Annotated in this window: 20 protein-coding genes; 14 read left to right on the top strand and 6 right to left on the bottom strand. The window is 50.1% G+C overall.

Features of this window, described 5'->3' with window-relative positions; translation table 11 throughout:
- Positions 1–91: 91 nt before the first annotated feature.
- The 3 genes from KJA68_RS07470 to KJA68_RS07460 form a co-directional block, all read right to left on the bottom strand.
- Positions 92–1,210, bottom strand: coding sequence for a deoxyguanosinetriphosphate triphosphohydrolase (locus KJA68_RS07470; protein ID WP_213036314.1), 1,119 nt, complete (start codon positions 1,208–1,210; stop codon positions 92–94).
- Entirely contained in the window at positions 1,203–2,291 is a 1,089-nt protein-coding gene (gene aroB, locus KJA68_RS07465; protein ID WP_213036313.1) for a 3-dehydroquinate synthase, read from the bottom strand. Before aroB ends, KJA68_RS07470 begins: the two co-directional genes overlap by 8 nt.
- Positions 2,292–2,485: 194 nt before the next feature.
- Complete coding sequence (locus tag KJA68_RS07460; protein WP_246487103.1) at positions 2,486–3,118, bottom strand: shikimate kinase; 633 nt, start codon at positions 3,116–3,118, stop codon at positions 2,486–2,488.
- A 214-nt stretch (positions 3,119–3,332) separates the two neighbouring features.
- Between KJA68_RS07460 and KJA68_RS07455 the strand changes: the two genes are divergently transcribed.
- The 5 genes from KJA68_RS07455 to KJA68_RS07435 all read left to right on the top strand — a co-directional run bounded on the left by KJA68_RS07455 (position 3,333) and on the right by KJA68_RS07435 (position 7,263).
- Positions 3,333–4,238, top strand: coding sequence for a YihY/virulence factor BrkB family protein (locus tag KJA68_RS07455; RefSeq protein ID WP_213036312.1), 906 nt, complete (start codon positions 3,333–3,335; stop codon positions 4,236–4,238).
- A 439-nt stretch (positions 4,239–4,677) separates the two neighbouring features.
- Entirely contained in the window at positions 4,678–5,550 is an 873-nt protein-coding gene (locus tag KJA68_RS07450; protein WP_213036311.1) for a prepilin peptidase, read from the top strand.
- Complete coding sequence (gene coaE / locus KJA68_RS07445; RefSeq protein WP_213036310.1) at positions 5,547–6,170, top strand: dephospho-CoA kinase; 624 nt, start codon at positions 5,547–5,549, stop codon at positions 6,168–6,170. The genes KJA68_RS07450 and coaE overlap by 4 nt, the downstream gene beginning before the upstream one ends.
- A gap of 69 nt (positions 6,171–6,239) precedes the next feature.
- Complete coding sequence (zapD, locus tag KJA68_RS07440; protein ID WP_213036309.1) at positions 6,240–6,995, top strand: cell division protein ZapD; 756 nt, start codon at positions 6,240–6,242, stop codon at positions 6,993–6,995.
- Positions 6,996–7,068: 73 nt separating this feature from the next.
- Complete coding sequence (locus KJA68_RS07435) at positions 7,069–7,263, top strand: DNA gyrase inhibitor YacG (protein ID WP_320412116.1); 195 nt, start codon at positions 7,069–7,071, stop codon at positions 7,261–7,263.
- Here the strand turns inward: KJA68_RS07435 and KJA68_RS07430 are convergent.
- Positions 7,251–8,231 carry a Nudix family hydrolase gene (locus KJA68_RS07430; protein ID WP_213036307.1) on the bottom strand — a complete coding sequence of 327 codons (981 nt, stop codon included), beginning with the start codon at positions 8,229–8,231 and terminating at the stop codon, positions 7,251–7,253. The genes KJA68_RS07435 and KJA68_RS07430 overlap by 13 nt on opposite strands.
- 408 nt (positions 8,232–8,639) lie before the next feature.
- Between KJA68_RS07430 and KJA68_RS07425 the strand changes: the two genes are divergently transcribed.
- Positions 8,640–10,766, top strand: a complete 2,127-nt coding sequence (locus KJA68_RS07425) for a RelA/SpoT family protein (RefSeq protein WP_213036306.1) — start codon at positions 8,640–8,642, stop codon at positions 10,764–10,766.
- 187 nt (positions 10,767–10,953) lie between these two features.
- Here KJA68_RS07425 and rsmI read toward each other — a convergent pair whose 3' ends face one another.
- The gene (rsmI, locus tag KJA68_RS07420) at positions 10,954–11,817 is read right to left on the bottom strand and encodes a 16S rRNA (cytidine(1402)-2'-O)-methyltransferase (protein ID WP_213036346.1); all 864 of its coding nucleotides are present in this window, start codon (positions 11,815–11,817) and stop codon (positions 10,954–10,956) included.
- A gap of 212 nt (positions 11,818–12,029) precedes the next feature.
- Between rsmI and KJA68_RS07415 the strand changes: the two genes are divergently transcribed.
- The 7 genes from KJA68_RS07415 to ubiB all read left to right on the top strand — a co-directional run bounded on the left by KJA68_RS07415 (position 12,030) and on the right by ubiB (position 17,453).
- A complete protein-coding gene (locus KJA68_RS07415) occupies positions 12,030–12,374 on the top strand; it encodes a YraN family protein (RefSeq protein ID WP_213036305.1) in 345 nt (114 codons plus the stop codon).
- A gap of 100 nt (positions 12,375–12,474) precedes the next feature.
- Positions 12,475–13,047, top strand: coding sequence for a BON domain-containing protein (locus tag KJA68_RS07410; protein ID WP_213036304.1), 573 nt, complete (start codon positions 12,475–12,477; stop codon positions 13,045–13,047).
- Positions 13,048–13,137: 90 nt separating this feature from the next.
- The gene (locus KJA68_RS07405) at positions 13,138–13,536 is read left to right on the top strand and encodes a gamma-butyrobetaine hydroxylase family protein (protein ID WP_213036303.1); all 399 of its coding nucleotides are present in this window, start codon (positions 13,138–13,140) and stop codon (positions 13,534–13,536) included.
- Positions 13,529–14,263 (top strand): bifunctional demethylmenaquinone methyltransferase/2-methoxy-6-polyprenyl-1,4-benzoquinol methylase UbiE, encoded by a 735-nt coding sequence (gene ubiE / locus KJA68_RS07400; protein ID WP_213036302.1) that lies wholly within the window; start codon positions 13,529–13,531, stop codon positions 14,261–14,263. Before KJA68_RS07405 ends, ubiE begins: the two co-directional genes overlap by 8 nt.
- A gap of 171 nt (positions 14,264–14,434) precedes the next feature.
- Entirely contained in the window at positions 14,435–15,283 is an 849-nt protein-coding gene (locus KJA68_RS07395; protein WP_213036301.1) for a Tim44 domain-containing protein, read from the top strand.
- Between the two features lie 2 nt (positions 15,284–15,285).
- Positions 15,286–15,858, top strand: a complete 573-nt coding sequence (locus tag KJA68_RS07390) for a ubiquinone biosynthesis accessory factor UbiJ (protein ID WP_213036300.1) — start codon at positions 15,286–15,288, stop codon at positions 15,856–15,858.
- Positions 15,859–15,932: 74 nt separating this feature from the next.
- The gene (ubiB, locus tag KJA68_RS07385; protein ID WP_213036299.1) at positions 15,933–17,453 is read left to right on the top strand and encodes a ubiquinone biosynthesis regulatory protein kinase UbiB; all 1,521 of its coding nucleotides are present in this window, start codon (positions 15,933–15,935) and stop codon (positions 17,451–17,453) included.
- Positions 17,454–17,545: 92 nt separating this feature from the next.
- Here ubiB and KJA68_RS07380 read toward each other — a convergent pair whose 3' ends face one another.
- Entirely contained in the window at positions 17,546–18,550 is a 1,005-nt protein-coding gene (locus KJA68_RS07380; RefSeq protein ID WP_213036298.1) for a class 1 fructose-bisphosphatase, read from the bottom strand.
- A 518-nt stretch (positions 18,551–19,068) separates the two neighbouring features.
- On the opposite strand from KJA68_RS07380, the gene KJA68_RS07375 reads away from it, so the two are divergent.
- The gene (locus KJA68_RS07375; protein ID WP_246487102.1) at positions 19,069–20,976 is read left to right on the top strand and encodes a transglycosylase SLT domain-containing protein; all 1,908 of its coding nucleotides are present in this window, start codon (positions 19,069–19,071) and stop codon (positions 20,974–20,976) included.
- The last annotated feature ends 1 nt before the right edge of the window (position 20,977 follow it).

Below are 20,977 nucleotides of genomic sequence, written 5' to 3'. Positions count from 1 at the left end.
AGGGAAAAAGACAGGCAAGATGAAGAACACCTTGCCCGGTTGCTGGCAAAATAGGGCCATGCTTGGCAAGATGGCGCTGAATGCGTCTGTGCTATTCATCAATGGAAAACAGTCTACGGTGCTCCTTGACAGCATACCGGTCAGTCATGCCCGCTATATAGTCAGACACGGTACGGGCACGTTCGGATGAAGCCTGCCTTTGGAACTGCGGGGGTAAAAGGCGATTGTCTTCCATGAAGGCTGCAAAAAGATCCATGATGATTCGCCGTGCCTTGGAACTCATGCGCATAACACGGTAATGACGATATAAATTTGCATGCAGAAATGTTTTAAGTTCGCGTTGCTGTTCGTGAATCTCCCTGCTGAACGCTGCCAACCGTGGGGCAACCCTGACATCTTCAATATCATGCACTGCATGCATCCGGATATTTTTTTCTGTTTCATGAATCAAATCTGTTGCAAGTGCATTGATCATGCGGCGAATGGTCTCATGAATCAGGCGACGTTCAGTTAATCCCGAAAAGGTCTTTCGAACCGTTTCAAGGTGGGTGGCAAACAGACGTACCGAGGAAATTTGTTCCAGGGTAATCAGCCCGGAGCGCAACCCGTCGTCCACGTCATGATTGTTGTATGCAATTTCATCAGAAAGATTGACAATCTGCGCCTCGAGCGAAGGGCTCTGCCTCTTTAGAAAACGTTCACCCACTTCACCCAGGTTCACAGCATTTCTCTGCGAGCAATGTTTAAGGATCCCTTCGCGTGTTTCAAAACAGAGATTGAGCCCCGCGAACGCAGCATAGTGATCTTCAAGCACATCCACTACGCGTAAGGATTGCAGATTATGCTCAAAGCCACCATAATCCTTCATACAAGAATTAAGCGCATCCTGACCAGCGTGGCCAAACGGGGTATGGCCCAGATCATGAGCTAAAGATATGGCTTCTGCAAGATCCTCATTTAAATTCAAATATCTGGAAATGGAACGAGCGATCTGCGCCACCTCCATACTATGCGTTAACCGCGTACGAAACAAATCCCCTTCATGGTTGACAAACACCTGTGTTTTATATTCTAGACGCCGGAAAGCAGTGGAATGAATAATGCGGTCTCGATCACGCTGGAATTCACTTCGCCCGAAGGGGGCTTCTTCACGCTGCGCTCTGCCGCGCGTATTGCCCGATGTTACCGCGTAAGAAGCAAATTCAACCACGCGCACTATTCAATACCAACGTTTGCCGCAATAATTCCGGATCAACATCTCCGCTGACTACCGCACAACCGATCCTCTTAAGCAATACAAAACGTATCTTTCCATTAACCATTTTCTTGTCCAGCCCCATCAATTGCATAAATTTCTCCACGCCCATGGCGGGAGCAGAAACTGGCAGGTTAACCCGTTTAAACAAACAGATAATTCGCTCTACATCCTCCTTACGCAACCAACCCAGACGACACGACAGATCAGCGGCCATAATGGTGCCGGCCGCAACCGCCTCACCGTGCAACCATGTTCCATACCCCATACCGGTTTCAATTGCATGACCGAACGTATGACCGAGATTCAACAGTGCGCGCTCTCCATTTTCACGCTCATCGGCAGCGACTACCTCACTCTTGTTCTGGCAACTGCGTAAGACCGCATATTGCAAAGCATCCCCATCCTTTGCCAGAAGTTTTTCCACATTCTGTTCCAGCCATTCGAAAAACGGCAGATCGCGAATCAAACCATATTTGATCACTTCAGCAATGCCTGCACGCAACTCCTTGTCTGCCAGAGTATCCAGCGTAGCAATGTCGGCAAGCACTGCTTTGGGTTGATAGAACGCTCCAATCATGTTTTTACCCAAGGGATGATTGATCCCGGTCTTACCGCCAACCGATGAGTCGACCTGCGCCAGCAAAGTAGTAGGAATCTGAATGAAGGGCACTCCACGCAGATAAGTAGCGGCAGCGTATCCTGTCATATCCCCGATTACACCTCCCCCCAGTGCGATCAATGGGGTATTGCGCTCACAGCGGCTGGAAAGCAGAGCATTGTATATTGCTCCCAGTGTTTCTGAATTTTTGTATTGTTCACCATCCGGCAGAATAACAGGTATCGTCTCCACACCATGATCATGCAACTTGGCACGGAGGGACTCCAGGTACAATGGCGCAACAGTGGTATTGGTCACAACGGCTGCCCTTCCGGCTGTCAGGTATGGCAATAGCAACTCTGCACAACCCAGTAAATTGCTACCGATGAAGATCGGATAGCTGCGTTCTTCCAGACCAACTATTAATTTTTGCATACACTCCATGTACTTCTAACATTAAAAACGGCAAGGTCAATTGAGCATAGGAAATTTTTCACAATGAAAGCAGGAATGGAGGATGCCCGGCATGCGGATTTACCTGGGAGCAATTAAGAATAGACCGGGCAAAACAGGAACCGCTCCTGAACAACCATCCTAAATCAAAGCAATCTTAATTTTCGTATCACAATTCATTTTTCCCAAATCCGGCTCAACTCTTCCTGTAAATGCAAAGCCAGGCTCTGTGCACTTTGCTTGCTGGTAAACATCACCAAATCCGCCATTTGCGAATAAATTGGATCCCGCTGCTCATACATGCTTCTGAGCTTGGTATAGGGATCAGATGTCTGCAATAACGGACGGTTCCGGTCATGGCGAGTCCTCTGCCAAAGATCATGCACAGTGCTTTTCAGATAAACAACCATGCCATTGCTACGCAACGCAACCCGGCTTTGCTCATTCAAAATTGCCCCCCCTCCGGTCGCGAGGACAATATTATCCTCCAGTACCAGTTCCTGAATGATGCTTGCTTCGCGCTGGCGAAAACCAGCCTCACCCTCAACATCGAATATGTGCGGGATCGTAACACCTGTTCTCTTCTGGATCACCTCATCACTATCAACAAAAATCTTGCCCATCTGCTGGGCGAGCAACCTGCCTACGGTTGTTTTTCCCGCACCCATCATGCCTATAAGAAAAACGTTACCCGAGTGGCGCTTGGGCTGAATTGAGCTGGAACAATACATAATAGAATTGTAGCCGAAAATTATCCTGTTCAGCGTTCTCTGGATTGAAACCAACCGCTCCATCAGACTGGCTTTCAAATCGTTCCACCTGGCTGCACAATTGATCGGTACGGTAGCGAACAGAGCCAGCCATGTAAAAATGGTATGATTTTTATAAGGAATATATTTAAAGTTGGCAGAATAAACTTGAGCCTCTACAACAAAGTAATCTCAGGAACATGCCAAAGTTAAATCGAATTTTTTCACATGATGGAAATCTGGATCAATCCGCATTGTTCTTTGGAGAAATCGCATGAACATCAAACAAATCGTGAACCTTCTCAAAGCAACTTTCTCAGCATGGGTCGACGACCATGCCTCCAGTATGGGGGCAGCCCTAGCGTATTACACCATCTTTTCAATTGCCCCAATTCTACTGATCATTGTTTCAGTAGCAGGGCTTATTTTTGATATCGAGGTAGTCCGGATAGAAATTCACTCCCGCCTGGAAGAGTTGATGGGGGAATCGGGAGCCTTGGTAGTACAAGACTTGCTCGCAAAGATTCATAAACCTTCCGAAAGCATATTTGCAGCCTCAATCGGTCTGATTTTTATCTTGATTGGTGCGACGTCAGTGCTTGCCGAATTACAGTCCGACCTGGATACGATTTGGCGCGTACCCAAAAGAACCAGTAATTCCGGGGTAATCGAGTTTATTCATACCCGGCTCATTTCGTTTGGATTAATCCTCGGGGTTGGATTCATACTGATTGTTTCACTGATATTAAGCACAGCGCTCGCAGCACTGGGGAAATGGTGGGGGCACTTATTCAGCGGATTTGGGATTCTTGCATATTTGCTCGATATAGTACTGAGCATCACCCTTATGACCGCTATTTTTGCAATGATTTACAAGCTCATGCCACGCACACAGATTAACTGGCAGGATGTCTGGATCGGCGCAGTGGTCACCGCGATTTTCTTTACAATCGGAAAATTCCTGATTGGCTTATACATTGGTAGAAGCAGCATCGCATCAGGTTTCGGAGCAGCAGGTTCACTGGTTGTTGTACTGGTTTGGATATATTACTCCGCTCAGATTTTCTTACTGGGTGCTGAATTTACGCGTATCTATTCCTATACGCTGGGGTCACGCAGAAGCCTGCCCATGCAGGCACCAGCCACACCTTCCGGAAAATCCAGCTTCCCTGTCCCATAAGTTTCCTGAATCCACATCAAAACCCAACATTACAGGCTTGCCAGACGTGAAAAAATACTATTGAGCCGGCATGACCATACGCAGGAACCATGATTGTGTGGTATCCAGACCAGTCGTTTCGCCGGGAAAAACTGGCAAGCCAGCATTCTGTATCCGTCAGGACATGCATTTTCACCAAACGCCCCAGCCCAACCGGAATACGTAAACAAGACAACACGACCAGCGATTTCCCGCAGATCCCTGATCCTTACAGACACCATAGTAACATCCAGAATAGCCTAATATTAAAATAGGAAAACACTTGTAATACTCGCTTATGTCCAAGTCAAACCGCTATCCATCTATTGCACTGCACTTAATTCATAGCCCAACACCTATCCCACCTGTCATAATTCAACATTATTTTGTTTAGGATGGAATATTGGGGTCTTAAGCAACCATGGCAGAACTTACTGAAACACTCCAGACTTTCCCGATTCTATTCATTGCTCTTTGCGGAATCACCGGATTACTGGCGGGCAGTTTCCTCAATGTAGTCATTCATCGTTTACCCAAAATGCTGGAACAGGAATGGCTTGTCCAACATCAAGAATACAGCGGCAAAAAAACAGATTATCTGTCCCCTTATAACCTGCTCGTGCCGCCTTCTTCCTGCCCGCATTGCAACCATAAAATTCGCCCCCTGGAAAACATCCCAGTTATCAGCTATCTGTTTTTACGGGGAAAATGCAAACATTGCGGCATACCCATCTCGACGCGCTACCCCGCAGTAGAAATGCTTAGCGGTCTGCTATGCACATATGCAGCATGGCATTTCGACGTTAGCCTGGCTACGCTGGGTGCAATGATTTTTATCTGGATGCTTCTGGTGCTGTCCTGCATTGACCTGAATACCCAAATTTTGCCTGATGAAATTACACTGCCTCTCCTGTGGCTGGGACTGTTGTTTAATTTATTCGGCACTTTCATTGATCTATCCAGTGCCGTCATCGGCGCGATCACAGGATATCTGATCTTGTGGGGGATTTATTGGCTGTTCCGGCTTATTTCCGGCAAGGAAGGCCTGGGATATGGTGATTTTAAGTTTCTGGCGGCTCTCGGTGCATGGCTGGGCTGGCAATCCATTCCAATGATCATACTGCTTGCATCAATTACAGGAATCATCAGCAGCATTGCCTTGATTACCACAGCGCGATTAGGCCGCAATGATCCCATACCTTTTGGGCCTTTTTTGGCACTCAGCGGTCTAATTGCACTATTCTGGGGGCAGACGCTTACCCCTGCCTATATGAAACTGCTCCTGACCCCATGAAATACCGCATCGGGTTAACCGGGGGGATCGGCAGCGGCAAGAGCACCGTTGCCGCTCTATTCAGGGAACATGGGGTCGCTATAATTGACTGCGACGTCATTTCACACCAGCTAACCCAGCCAGGTGGCATGGCCATCCCGGTTATCCGCAGAACTTTCGGGAGCCGTTATATCCGTGCCAGCGGGGCGCTTGACCGAACACTCATGCGTGAATTGATTTTCTCCGACCGTACTGCCAAACGACAGCTTGAAGACATTCTCCACCCGATGATCCGCGAGCAAATAGCCGTTCATATCGAAAATGTCCAAAAGTACGATCCTACACCGCCTTATCTCATGATCGTCATTCCTCTATTGTTTGAAACACTGGGTTACATGGGGCTGATCCAGCGCACTTTGGTGGTGGACTGTGAAGAAAGTACCCAGATTACTCGCACAATGCAGCGAAGCGGGCTGGATGAACAATCCGTGCGCGCTATCATGGCATCCCAAATTATGCGTTCCAGCCGGCTGCAACAGGCTGACGACATCATTTGCAATGATGGTGACCTGGAAAAGTTGAGCCAGCAGGTGAACCGCCTGCACCAATTCTATTTGGCCTTTTCTTCAGGAACTAATTGATTGACGATAATACTAACCCCATAATAACATTATCCGCTTATCACCACTTATTCTCACTTTTCTTGCATTGTGATTAGCTATGAATTTCCTCTGAATGAACGCATGCGCACTTTACTGCGCCTTGAGGACTTATATACCAAATTGCTATGCTTCACAGAAAGGTCAGATGCAATTGACCATCACTCTGCTCTAGGGGTGCTATTTGAAGTTCTGGAGGTTGCCAACCGTTCCGACCTGAAATCGGATCTGTTGCAAGAACTGGAGCGTCAGAAAAGGCAGCTTGCCGCTTTTCACAACAACCCGGAAATTTCAGAAACCGCATTGGATGCAGTGCTTGATGAAATCGAAAGCGCCAGTAACGGCGTATTTAATATGAGCGGGAAATTCGGGCAGAACTTGCGTGAAAACGAATGGCTGATGAGCATCAAGCAGCGTACAGGTATCCCTGGAGGAACCTGTAAATTCGACTTGCCATCCTACCATCACTGGCTGAATCAGGACGCCGCGTTACGACGTCATTACCTCATGTCCAGCCTCACCCCTCTGCTTCCTATCCGGGACGGCCTCGCCATCATCTTAAAGCTGTTGCGCGAAAGTGGGAAAATGCACCATTACATTGCCAAGAATGGCGCATTTCAGCAGATGCAGTGCGGTCGCGTGGCACAAATGCTGCGTGTAAGCCTGGATAAGGCGCTGCCATGCGTTCCTGAGATCAGCGCCAACAAATATATGCTGAACATCCGCTTTATTGCTGCAGATTATGTGGCCAAGAGCGCCTTATACAATGCAGATGTTAAGTTCAACCTGACTTTCTGCTCATTGTAATCGCCCTTTCCGGTTCGAAACTGGCCCAACCGCGCAAATAAAACTGGCACAAATTTTCTGAAAATCCCGATTCATGCACATGAATAAAATAACCACAGTGGCCTGTCCACAATGTAAAAAAGAAACAATATGGAATCATTCGAACTGCTATCGCCCATTTTGCAGCGAACGCTGCAAAATGATCGATTTGGGACAATGGTTCTCGGAAGATTATTGCATCTCCCATACCGACAGCAATCCGGAAGAAGATCCGGCTCACCAGGCATGACGCAGCATTGCAATACCATGTGCCCCATGCTGCCAAGCTATTTTCATATCCTCAGAATATAATCCGCCAAGCGCATATACCGGGATGGCGGAACTTTCTGCCATCTGCGCAAATCTATTCCATCCCAAATGAGCTGCGCCTGGATGGCTTCGAGTAGGCAATACAGGACTCAGCACCACAAAATCCAGCCCCAGCCTGCTGGCCCGCCGTATATCTTCAATACTATGACAAGATACAGCACACAAGGGAAAATCCGGGCGCGATTGACATGCATCAAGCTGCGAACCAGTCATATGTACACCGTCAGCCTGCACTTCCTTAGCCAATTCTGAATCAGAATTTATCAGCACTTGTGCACCATATCTGTGTGCCATTTTCACCACATCCATGGACAACTGCCGCATTGCCTCCCGGGAATAGCCTGGTTCCCGTACCTGAACCAGCTTCAAGCCATTTCCCAGTGCATCTTGCAAACGCTCCAGGAATAATTCGCTTCCCAGTTCGGCAGCATTACTGATCGCGTACAAAGAAGGCAATTGTAACGCGCGAAAAATAAATTCATTGGCTGGAAGCACAGGGGACACCGTCAAACCATAGGTAGTCTGCCAACTCAACGATTGATTTTCTTTTCCGTGCAGCCAACCCTGCCATGAAGTAACGCGAAAGAAATTCAGCCGCACTTTACCATGCGCATAATTATAACTACGCGCCAGCCACGGATAAGCAGTCACAATTTCAATGCCTAACTCTTCGCAGAGCTCTCGTTGTAAAGCTTGCAGCAGGGTTTCCCCCTGTTCAACCTTCCCTCCCGGAAATTCCCAGTAACCTGCATACGACTTCCCATCCGGCCGCTGCGCCAGTAGAAAACTTCCGCCCCCATTTCCACTATGAAGCACAGGCAGACCATTTTCCTGGTTACCTCCTTGCAGCAATATACCAACGACAACATCAATCACATTCAGACCCATAACTATAGATGCATCCGGCAATTTACCGCATTTCGTCTAATCAGCAATCTCCCGGCCATTCTATTCCCTGTCCAATGTCAAATTCAGCATCGGACGATTCCGTTCGCCAGGAGCTACCGACCCCTAACCCATTCTGCACAGACGAGCAAACTCATTTCCATATGATTTCGATCCGAATTTCATGCACCCCAAACAAAATATTCACTGTTCCGAAACATGCTTTTTTTGTAATATCCTGTATGCTGTGCATTCTAGGTACCCTGTCCTCTTATCATACACAGGCTGAACGAAAATATTATGATGGTAGCGCATCGCATTCTAATTTTTTTGCAGTAACAACAGCAAACCATGCCTCTTCTCCCCGATCTGCCCGGCAGCCATCCGCCAATCCGAATATTTAGGTAACGTATGACGACCGATGCCGAAATACTCCTGCAGGAGGTTTCCGCTTACTTAAAACCCAAGGATGTGGAGCACATCCGGCAGGCACTTGAATTCAGTGACCATGCACACAAAGGCCAGCTGCGCAAATCAGGTGAACCTTATATTTCCCACCCTATCGCTGTCGCCCGGATTCTTACCCCGCTGCATCTGGATGCACAGGCCATCATGGCAGCACTACTGCATGATGTAGTGGAAGACACGGACATCCGCAATGAAGAATTGGCCAGCACATTCGGAAACCCTGTAGCTGGACTGGTAGAAGGTCTGAGCAAGCTGGATAAAATTGAATTTCAGACCAAGGAAGATGCACAGGCAGAAAACTTCCGGAAAATGCTGCTGGCAATGGCACAAGATGTACGCGTCATTTTAATCAAGCTGGCTGACCGCCTTCACAACATGCGCACGTTAAAATCAATGGCGCGTGAAAAATGTGAACGTATTGCGCGCGAAACCATGGAAATATACGCCCCAATCGCCAACCGTCTAGGCCTCAACAGCATCTACCAGGAGTTAGAAGACCTCAGCTTCAAGCACCTCTATCCCAAACGCTATGAAGTCCTGGTCAAGGCTCTGAAAGTAGCCCGCGGCAACCGCCGTGAGGTGGTGAAAAAAATCCAGGAAGCCATACAGGAACGCCTGGAAGAACATCATATAACTGCCCAGGTGCAAGGGCGGGAAAAACATCTATATGGCATTTACAAAAAAATGCAAGCCAAATCACTGGCCTTCTCCCAAGTACAGGACATTTATGGATTCCGTGTGCTGGTGGAAGATGTCGCTTCCTGTTACCTGGCACTGGGGTTGCTTCATGGCTTGTACAAACCCATTCCTGGAAAATTCAAGGATTACATCGCCATCCCCAAGGCAAACGCTTATCAATCACTACACACTACGCTGTTCGGCCCATACGGCACCCCCATTGAAATACAGATCCGCACTCAAGAAATGCACAAGATTGCTGAAACCGGCGTTGCCTCTCACTGGCTATACAAGACCGGACATTCATCCTTTACTGCCCTCCACAAAAAAACTCACCAATGGCTCCAAAGCCTGCTGGAAAGCTTAAGCCAGAGTGGCGATTCCATAGAATTTCTAGAACACCTGAAAGTGGATCTATTCCCGGATGAAGTATACGTTTTTACCCCCAAGGGCAAAATACTTGCTCTTCCACGAGGCGCAACTGCTGTGGATTTCGCCTATAGCGTGCACACCGATATCGGCAACCGGTGCGTAGCTGCCAAGGTAAATTTTGAACTGGCTCCATTACGCGTGGAAATGAAAAATGGCGATTGTGTGGAAATCATTACCGCACCGCATGCCCATCCCAATCCTGCATGGCTTAGCTATGTCGTAACCAGCAAAGCGCGCAGCCAGATTCGCCATGCGCTCAAAACCATGCATTTCGAGGAATCAGCCGCGCTCGGTGAACGCCTGCTCAGCCAGTCGCTTGCCTCACTTGGGCTCAAGATTCAAGACATTGACATGTTGAATTGGGAAAAACTACTCAAGGAAACGGGCGTCAAATCTCGCCAGGAAATTTTTGCCGACATCGCACTGGGGCGCCGTCTGAACATGGTTATTGCCCGCCAGCTTATACGAATCGCAGAAACCGGGGGTATGCAGGAACATCCTGCGACAAGCAGCGTAGTCACCATTCTGGGCACCGAAGGCATGGCAGTGCAATTTGCAAAATGCTGCCGCCCCATTCCAGGGGACCCGATCGTCGGCATCATCAAAAAAGGGCAGGGCTTGATCGTGCATACACATGACTGCCCTGCACTCCGCAAAGGCCGCGGCGGGATGGACAAATGGCTGGACGTAGTATGGGACAAGCACATCAACCGGCCTTTTGAAGTAAGCATCAAGTTAATCGTAGCCAATCAACGCGGAGTTCTCGCCAAGGTTGCTGCGGCCATTGCCGATGCCGAATCCAATATTGAGAACGTTCATTTCACCAACGAGGGCAATTACACCACCCTGTATTTCACCTTACAGGTGGGCAATCGCATACACTTGGCCAGGGTGATACGCGGGCTGCGCGGAATTACCGAGGTAGTACGCATTACCCGCATCAAAAGCATGCCTACCTGATGAACAAATATTACCGGGCTGGCTTGAAATGTTTTTCTGCAAAATTCCTTAGCATCTCCAATCTTGAAACATGAAGTCATTGCATCCGTCACCCCTCACACCATGCTGCACAGCAAGCCGTATTTCCTGCACTGCAGGAATCCTAAAACAAAACCAGAATCAACCCATACTCCAACGGGCTAACCGTTTACCGAGGCTTCAGTGAAAGTGCATGCTGATATAGCATATTGCGCCCTACGCCAGTAATACGTGCTGCAAGCTGGACTGCCTGCTTAAGTGGCAAGTCATGCAATAGCTCCGCCAATACACGTTCCGATTCTGCATCCAACCCCTGTTTCTGTTCCACTGCTCCAGAAACCAGCACTACAAACTCCCCCCGTTGCCGGTTGGAATCCTCATTCAGCCAGTCCAGCGCCTCTGCAAGGGAACATCGCTGGATACTTTCGAAAAACTTGGTGATTTCCCGCGCAAATACAATTTCCCTGTCATGGCCGAAGACAGCCTGAAGATCAGCCACACATTCCAGTATACGGTGTGGCGCTTCATAAAAAACCAGGGTACAGCGCAAGGCGGCCAGATTTTCCAACTCCCTGCGACGGGCAGACGCTCTGTTCGGCAGAAACCCATAAAAAAGAAAATGTGGCGAGACCAGTCCGGAAACAGATAAAGCTGCCAGTGCCGCATTGGCTCCTGGAACAGGGATCACCTTGTGGCCGGCAGCACGTACCCCGGCCACAAGGAGCGAACCGGGATCACTAATCGTCGGAGTACCTGCATCCGATACCAGCGCAACTGACTCCCCCCTTGCCAGCAAAGCAATCACCTTTTCTGCGGCTCCACGCTCATTATGCTGATGTAGCGACACCAGATTTTTTGCCGAAATGGAATAGTGCATCAACAGATTTGCTGTATTTCTCGTATCTTCAGCGGCAATGGTATCTGACAACGCCAGGATATCGAGTGCGCGCAAACTGATATCCCGTAAATTCCCAATTGGAGTGGCAACCACATATAATGCACATTCTAATTTTTGACTTTGCGTGCCATGCATCACCATTCCTTTCATTTATTTCGGTCAGCTGCCACACTATACTTGAGCAACGGAGCCGGTGCCACTGCGAGGAATTCCCGCTGCAGCACCCGAAACCTGCGTCACACCGGTAAGGTGATCTATCCTCCCTATATTCAGGCTGAAAAGGACGGACTCTCTGCACGCACCTGCCTAAATCCCCTGTTCATGCTTCAATCCGCAGCAGAGCAGACATGAGCACACGCGGCGAAACCGCGGAACTTTTGGCGGCCCAGTATTTGTCCAACCAGGGCCTTAAACTCTTGAAGCGGAATTACCGTTGCAGGCACGGCGAAATTGACCTGATTCTGCAAGACGGAGACACACTGGTTTTTGCAGAAGTGCGTTTGCGTAGCCACAACCATTATGGTGGAGCAGCTGCCAGTATCAATGCAGCCAAACAAAAGCGTCTGATCCGCACCGCCCAGCATTATCTCGCTACGCTCGGCTACACCCCGCCCTGTCGTTTTGATGCATTATTATTTCACAATCTCGATAACGGTTGGCCAGAATGGATCAGAAATGCCTTTACCACCTGAATTCGGGTAAAATCGGCAATCCACACCTGAAGGTGTGGGCAACATGAATGGAATCAGATTTCACTCGTTCCATGAATACACAATTTAAATCGAGGAAACAATGCATTATTTCAATTTCCTATTTCTGACCATCGTGCTGGTTGTAACACAAGGATGCGTTCCGGTAGTGGGTGCAGGCGTCGCCGCAGGGGCTCTGCTCTCTTCCGACCGTCGTACTGCCGGTATCATTCTCGAAGATGAAAATATTGAAAACAAGGCACTGAAACAAATCAGCGCCCAATACCGGGACACGGTACATGTGAACGTGACCAGCTTCAATCGTCGCGTGCTCGTTACCGGACAGGTACCGAATGAAAAAATAAAAGCAGACATTGAACAAATTGTTTCCAGCCTCACCAATGTAAAGGCTATCAATAATGAGCTGCAGGTATCCTCATCTCTCGCTGACCTGTCATGGCGCAGCAACGACAGCATGATTACCGGCAATATCAAAATGCGGTTCATCAGCAGCGGCAAGGGTTTTGAGCCTGAGCATGTAAAAATCATTACCGAAAATAGCACCGTGTACCTGATGGGTCTGGTTTATCACAAGGAAGCAGAATCCGCTACCGAGATCGCCAGCAGCTCCCGTGGCGTGGAGCGAGTTGTAAAGGTTTTTGAATATCTGGACTAACGGATTGAATTTCTTTTTTTTCAGAACACACAGGAACCAGAAAATATTGCAGCTTCATCACGGAACAATACCATGGTCTGAGCGCCAGAAATGCTGAACCCTACTGAAATTACGCTGCATCAACAATCAAAATTTCTCGAAATTGCTTTTGATGACGGCTCGCGTTACCACCTGTCCTATGAGTTCCTGCGGGTACACTCACCTTCTGCTGCAGTCCGTGGTCACAGCCCCAGCGAGCAAGTTCTCCAGACTGGCAAACAGCATGTAAATGTGCTCGACCTGCAACCAGTAGGGAGCTATGCCATCAAACTGATTTTTGATGACGGCCACGATTCTGGCCTGTATTCGTGGAACTACCTGTATGATCTTGGCAAGCATCAGGATGAATTATGGCGCGAATATCTGCACAGGCTGTCAGAAACCGGCAAGAGTCGTGCCCCACATAACTCTTTGGAACAAACCAACCATCCAGAGGGAAAAAATGGATAAAACAACCTCTTTTGGCTTTGCAACGATACCGGAAACAGAAAAAGCTCATCGTGTAGCCGAAGTTTTCACTTCTGTCGCCAATAAATATGATGTGATGAACGACCTCATGTCTGCGGGTCTCCACCGGTTATGGAAACGTTTTGCTGTCCAGATCAGCGGGGTGCGCGCCGGAGAACGGGTGCTGGATGTGGCAGGAGGATCGGGTGACCTCTCGCGCCAGTTCGCCAGATGCGTTGGACCAAGCGGAGAAATCTGGCTGACGGACATTAACAATGCAATGCTGCGTGTCGGTCGGGACCGCCTGATTGATGAAGGAATCACGGTCCCCGCAGTACAGTGCGACGCAGAAAATTTGCCATTTCCATCCAATTATTTCAACTGTATCAGCATTGCTTTCGGACTGCGCAATGTCACTCACAAGGATACTGCATTACTTGAAATGCGACGTGTGCTTAAACCTGGCGGCCGCTTGCTGGTACTGGAATTTTCCAGGATCTGGAAGCCGATGCAACCTGCATACGATGCATACTCCTTTCATCTGCTTCCACGGATGGGCAAACTGATCGCCGGAGATGCGGACAGTTATCGCTATCTCGCAGAATCCATCCGCATGCACCCATCGCAGGAGGAACTGAAGCGCATGATGGAAGAAGCTGGTCTGCACCATGTTGAATACTTCAACCTGAATGCTGGCATTGTGGCTCTTCACAGAGGATACAAAATTTAACCCGGTCACTCGCTGTTTCCTGCTGAATCCAGGAACGCGCGAAAATATTCAGCCTTCTTTGCCTGGCTGGTTTTTTTGAAATTCATATATAATTTAACCGTTCCAGGCACCCGGGCATTTTCCCGATCCTCAAACCGCTTTTTGTTGTTAACTATTATTAAGAGGTAGTCCATGAAACGTTTTCTGATGTTGTTTGCTCTCGCATTGATCAGTCTTCCCATGTTAACGGTTAGCGCCGAAGCCAAGCGCATGGGAGGGGGCGGAAACATTGGCCACCAGCGTGCAGTAAGCCCGCAACAGACACCAAAATCGCCCTCCGCAGCACCCGCTCCCTCCAATCCGGCCGCACCTGCGGCAGGCAATAAATGGCTTGGCCCTTTGGCCGGTCTGGCAATCGGTGCCGGCCTGGGCGCAATGTTTGCCGGCGGTCTGGGCAGCCTGGGCGGCGCAATAGGCGGTATTCTGCTAGCGCTTCTTGCAGCAGGCCTGATCATGTTTCTGGTTTCCCGCTTCCGTAAAGCACAGCAGCCTGCAGTGCAATATGCCGGCAGCAGTGCTTCCAGCTTCCAGCGGGAATCGGCACAGCCCTCATTTTCAGGACAGGCCGCTGCACCGCAATATCATCAGACACGTACTAGCGGCAATATCCCTGCAGATTTCCCGGTAGAAGCGTTCCTGCGCAGCGCCAAAACTTCATTCATACGACTGCAGGCCGCAAATGACCGCAAGGATCTGAACGATATTCGTGAATATACCACTCCGGAAATGTTCGCAGAAATTTCCCTGCAATTACAGGAACGTGGCGATGCTCCGCAAAAAACGGATGTGCTCTCGATTGATACCCAGATTATCGAGGTCGCCAATGAAAATGGCTATGCCATCGCCAGTGTGCGCATGACCGGCCAATTGCGTGAAAACAACGGGCCATCTGAGAATTTTGATGAAATCTGGCATGTGCAGAAAAATCTGCGTGATGAAAAAGCCGTCTGGTTACTCTCCGGTATCCAGCAAGTCGCATAAACATGCTTGGCCAGCCCACCGCTTCCGTTCTCAGCCACTTGCTCGCACAAAGCGGCTGGGCAGCAAAGCGGTTGGCACCCCATGCAGGAAAAACGGTTTGCTTTCAAATCGCTCCATTTTCTTTTTCTTATACTATTCAGGATGATGGAAGCATTTCTGCTGCAGCGGAAGCAACGAACGCTGACGCAGTCTGTACCATACCTCCATCATTGCTTCCGCGCCTGGCAGTCCAGGATGAATCTGCTTACTTGCAAATTGAAAACGCTGGGGATGCCGCGCTGCTAGCTGAAATTTTTTATCTCAGCCGACATTTGCGCTGGGATGTGGCCGAAGACCTAAGCCACCTGACTGGAGATATCGCAGCAGAACACATGGTTCAATATGCGAATGCCGGCCGGCGATATATACAGCATACTGCAACCGTCCTGTCACAGGCACTGGCAGAATTCTGGACAGAAGAAGACCCGCTGCTTGCCAAATCGACCCATATCTCAAGCTTTGTGCATCAGACCGACAAGCTGCGGGACGATGTGGCACGGCTGGAACAACGCATCCACCGCTTGAACGGTTCCTGAGCAGGAACCATCGATATTTATTGCCATGACAAAATGAATGAACGCTCGCTTGCAGAGCTGCCGCAGAATTTACCATGCGCCTGATACGCCTGCTGAAAATAATTTTTGTCGTGCTGCGCTTCGGCCTGGATGAATTTCTGCTTCCCCACGCACGAACGCGCTGGCTGCCAGCCACCATCAATCTGCTGCTCTTTACGCGAAAAAATTCCTCCCCACTCGCCGAAAGACTGCGCCTTGCGCTGGAAAGCCTGGGACCTATCTTCGTCAAGTTCGGACAAATGCTTTCCACTCGTCGAGACCTGATGCCAACCGACATCGCAGACGAACTCGCAAAACTGCAAGACCAGGTTCCGCCATTTTCTTCCGCCCAGGCTATATTTCTGCTGGAATCCGCCTACAAAAAAAAACTTGGCGAAGTTTTCCGCACTTTTGAAGAAACTCCTGTTGCCAGCGCCTCCGTAGCGCAAGTGCATTTTGCCGTGCTGCATGACGGACGGGAAGTGGCGGTTAAAATCCTGCGCCCTGGAATTGCGGACATTATTTCGCATGACATCGCGCTACTGGACACCTGCGCCTATCTGCTTGAACATAGCTGGAAAGATGCAAAACGACTCAAACCGCGCCAGGTAATCGAAGAATTCAAGAAACATCTGCACAACGAACTCGACCTGATGCGTGAAGCCTCCAGTGCAAGCCAGTTGAAGCGTAATTTCAGCAACTCCAGCCTGCTGATCGTTCCGGAAATTTATTGGGACTGGTGCACAGAACAAATAATGGTCATGGAGCGCATGCATGGCCTTCCGGTCAACCGGGGGGATGTCCTGCGCACAGCCGGTATCGATCTTCCGAAACTGGCTGCCAATGGGGTTGAAATTTTCTACACCCAGGTTTTTCGCGATGGTTTTTTTCACGCGGATATGCACCCCGGCAATATCCAGATTGCAGCAGATGGACGTTACATCGCTCTGGATTTTGGAATCATGGGCACACTCACCGATCCCGACAAGCAATATCTTGCGCAAAATTTTATTGCTTTTTTTCGCCGTGATTACAAGCGTGTGGCTGAAGTCCACATAGAATCGGGATGGGCTCCTGCCAATACCCGCGTGGACGAATTGGAAGCGGCAATCCGCTCGGTATGCGAACCTATCTTCGACCGCCCCCTGCGTGAAGTTTCTTTTGGACGCGTATTGCTGCGTCTTTTCCAGACATCGCGCCAATTTGGCATTGAAGTACAGCCGCAACTTGTTCTGTTGCAAAAAACCCTGCTCAACATTGAAGGCCTGGGCCTACAACTGGATCCGGAGCTGGATCTCTGGAAAACAGCCAAACCTTGGCTGGAATGCTGGATGAGCGAGCAGGTCGGCTGGCGCGGTTTTCTGAATGCGCTGAGAACAGAAGCGCCAAACTACGCCACCCTGCTTCCGCAGTTACCGCGTTTACTGCACCAGAGCCTGAATGAAAAACCGGAATTGCAACTGACAAAAGCAATTCACGAATTGATCAACCGTCAGAACAGAATCCAGCTGCAAATCAACCTGATTGCATTCGTCGTCCTGTGCGGACTGATTGTGCTGTATTTTATTCGCGGATAACCGGATATCCGCCTGCGTCACACTGGCTGCTGGATAAAAAAAGGGCGCACCGGCATAGGCGCGCCCTACACTACAATGAAAAAAGCATCCGGTCACGCTTCTTTGTGATATCCCACCACCCGTTCTACCTCATTCCTGGAACCAAGTATCACCGGCACGCGCTGATGCAGACCTGTCGGCTTGAGCTCCATGATGCTTCCGCGACCGGTAGAACTCATCCCTCCAGCCTGTTCCACAATAAACGACATGGGATTGGCCTCATACAGCAAACGCAGCTTGCCTGCCTTACCCGCTTCCTTAGTATCGAACGGATACATGAATATGCCCCCGCGGCTGAGAATCCGGTGAACCTCTGCAACCATGGAAGCCACCCATCGCATATTGAAATTTTTTTCCCGCCCCCCCGGCGATTTCCCTTTCACACATTCATCCACGTAACGCTGCACAGGGGCTTCCCAGAAGCGCTGATTGGACATGTTAATGGCAAATTCCTGAGTATCGACAGGAATCGTCATGTTCGGATGGGTCAGAATGAATTCCCCAATGTCATTATTCAGCGTAAAGCCATTCACCCCATGCCCGGTAGTCAGCACCAGCATGGTAGATGGGCCATACAATGCATAACCGGCACACACCTGCTCAGTTCCGGGTTGCAGAAAATCCTCGGCTGTCGGATGAATACTTCCTGCCGGGCAACGCAGGATCGAAAAAATCGTGCCCACGGAAATATTCACATCGATGTTGGAAGAACCGTCCAACGGATCGAAAGTCAGCAAATACCTACCTTTCGGATACTGGGCAGGGATCGGGTAAATATCATCCATTTCTTCCGAGGCCATGGCCGCCAGATGACCTCCCCATTCATTCGCCTTAATAAACAGCTCATTCGTGATTACATCCAGCTTCTTCTGGGTTTCACCCTGCACATTTTCGCTACCTGCGCTCCCCAGAACGCCAATCAGGGCTCCCTTGTTCACACTATGGGCAATCTGTTTGCAAGCCGTAACGATATCACCGATCAACCCGGTGAGATCATCGCTTGCACCCGGTATTTGCCGTTGTTCCTCAATCATGAATTGCACCAGATTCTTGCTCATGCTGTTTCCCTTGCCTTGGTGGATAAAAATTTTTGCATTTCACCATTTTACAGGTTTTTGTATACTCCCTCCAAGTCTCCGAGGAACCAGAACCCGGATTTATTCACCACAGCCCAGACCAGAACCGATCTGCAACACAGGCCGAACGGGCGACGCTGAGTTCCCTGTTCTGCTGCCTGGCTCGCGCACTCCCAGACTGGTCACAGGAATATGGAATCCCTCCGCGGGTAGTCTCCATAGAATCATGACAACGTACTGTTTGCATGATCTGATAAAATGATAAAAACCAGAGTCTGCAAAGAAGCCTTTGCGGGACAACCCAGGCAGGCGCCACTTCGACTTTACAGGCAAGATCCGGCATGCACCTGTCCGGCGATAGAACTTTTGCTCCCGCTGCAGCACAAACAAGAAGACTACCCGTCGTGCAGATATGTGAATCCGGTCGTAAAAATAAGGGCCATGAGCATCATATAAGGGCATCATCCATGCGTTTTCCAGCATTATTGGTTTTGATCACAATGTTGAACCCTGCCCTGGCGGCAACCAACCAGGATGCAGACTTTATCGCTGCACGCGATGCATTCCGCGCGGGGGATTCGGCAAAGCTGGATCGCATGGCTAAAAAACTCAAGCATTCTCCACTGGAGCCCTACGTAGCTTATTACCAGCTGCGCATACAACTGGAAACCGTCCCCGCACACGCTATCCAGGAATTTCTGGCACGCCCGGACGACACGCCTCTGATCAACCGCTTACGCGCAGAGTGGTTACGCCTGCTCGGGAAAAGGCAGCAATGGGATGAGTTTTCAGCCCAGTTTCCGCGGCTGGTGGGCGAAGAAACCGATCTGACCTGTTATGCGCTACGTTCACGCCAGTCCCTGCAAGCAGAACAGGTACTGCATGAAGCGCGCAAACTGTGGACATCGAATAATGCCGATCTGCCGGAAAACTGTGCGCCATTGCTTGATGCAGCGATCGCCAGCGGCATTATCAGTGAAACAGACATCTGGCTGCGATTGCGTCATGCACTGGAGGAAGGCAACCTGACGCTGGCCAAGCAGCTATCGGGAAAACTGCCCGCCAACCGCGCCCTCTCCTCATCCGATCTGGATAGCGCCGCTACCGATCCGATCGCCTATCTGGGCGCGGCCCCACTGGACAACGCCCCTGAAGCGCAACGTTTCGTGGCCTTGTTCGCACTGCAACGGCTTGCCAAGCAATCACCCCAGCTTGCCTACCTGCAATGGGAAAGTAAGGCGGCCTATTTCACCAAAGAAGAACAGGGCTATTTTTATGGCTGGCTGGCCTATGAAGCTGCGCGCAAGCGGGATGCCCGCGCACTGGAGTGGTACCAGGCGGCAGGTTCAACCCCCCTGAACCCGCAGCAGCTGGCATGGCGAACCCGCACCTCCCTGCTTGCACAGAACTGGAGAGAAGTGCAGCTCAGCATTGATGCCATGACACCGCAACAGCAACGTGAAGGCGTCTGGCGCTATTGGAAAGCTCGCGCTTTGAAAGCACAGGGAAACCTTGCAACTGCAAATGAACTGTTTTCCCAGCTGAGCAGTGAGCATAACTTTTACGGCCAGCTTGCCTCAGAGGAAATCGGAACGGATACCCGTGCAGCCATACCTACCGGATACCAGCCTGGAAAGACGGAAATCAATGAAATGTTGGCCCGCCCGGCCATCCAGCGCACCCTGGCGCTCTACCGCATGAATCTGCGCACCGATGCTTTTCGGGAATGGGCCTGGGCCTCCCGCAAGCTGGACGACAAGCAACTACTGGTGGCAGCCGAAATCGCACGCCGAAACGGGATGTATGACTATGCAATCAACACTGCCGACCGCACCACCCAGGTACACGACTTCAACCTGCGCTATCTTGCTCCCTACCGGGAAACACTGCAAGACCATATCCGCCACAATGAGCTGGACGAAGCCTGGGTCTATGGGTTGATCCGGCAGGAAAGCCGCTTCGCCTACCAGGCGAAATCCCCCGTCGGAGCAACCGGCCTCATGCAGATCATGCCCGCCACGGCCAAGTGGATCGCACAGAAAATTGGCATCAAGTCATTCCGACAGTCACTGGCCAACCAGCTGGATACGCATTTCAGGCTGGGCACGTACTACATGAAAACGGTACTTTCGTCTTTCGATAACAACCCGCTGCTGGCCTCTGCCGCTTACAATGCCGGCCCATCGCGTGCCAGCAAATGGCGCGGGGACACCTTGCTGGAAGGAGCGGTTTACGCCGAAAATATCCCTTTCGATGAAACGCGCAATTATGTAAAGAAAGTCATGAGCAATACCATGTACTACTCACAGCTTTTCGGTCACCCGCCCAGCACGCTCAAGCAGCGTCTGGGCGTGATCGCAGCCAAAACCACCGTGGTGAATGCGCAAACACTCTCCGATGAAAGATAAC

Source organism: Candidatus Nitrotoga fabula (assembly GCF_905221025.1).
GTDB classification, from domain to species: Bacteria; Pseudomonadota; Gammaproteobacteria; order Burkholderiales; family Gallionellaceae; genus Nitrotoga; species Nitrotoga fabula.
This window is presented reverse-complemented; position numbering and strand designations above follow the sequence as displayed.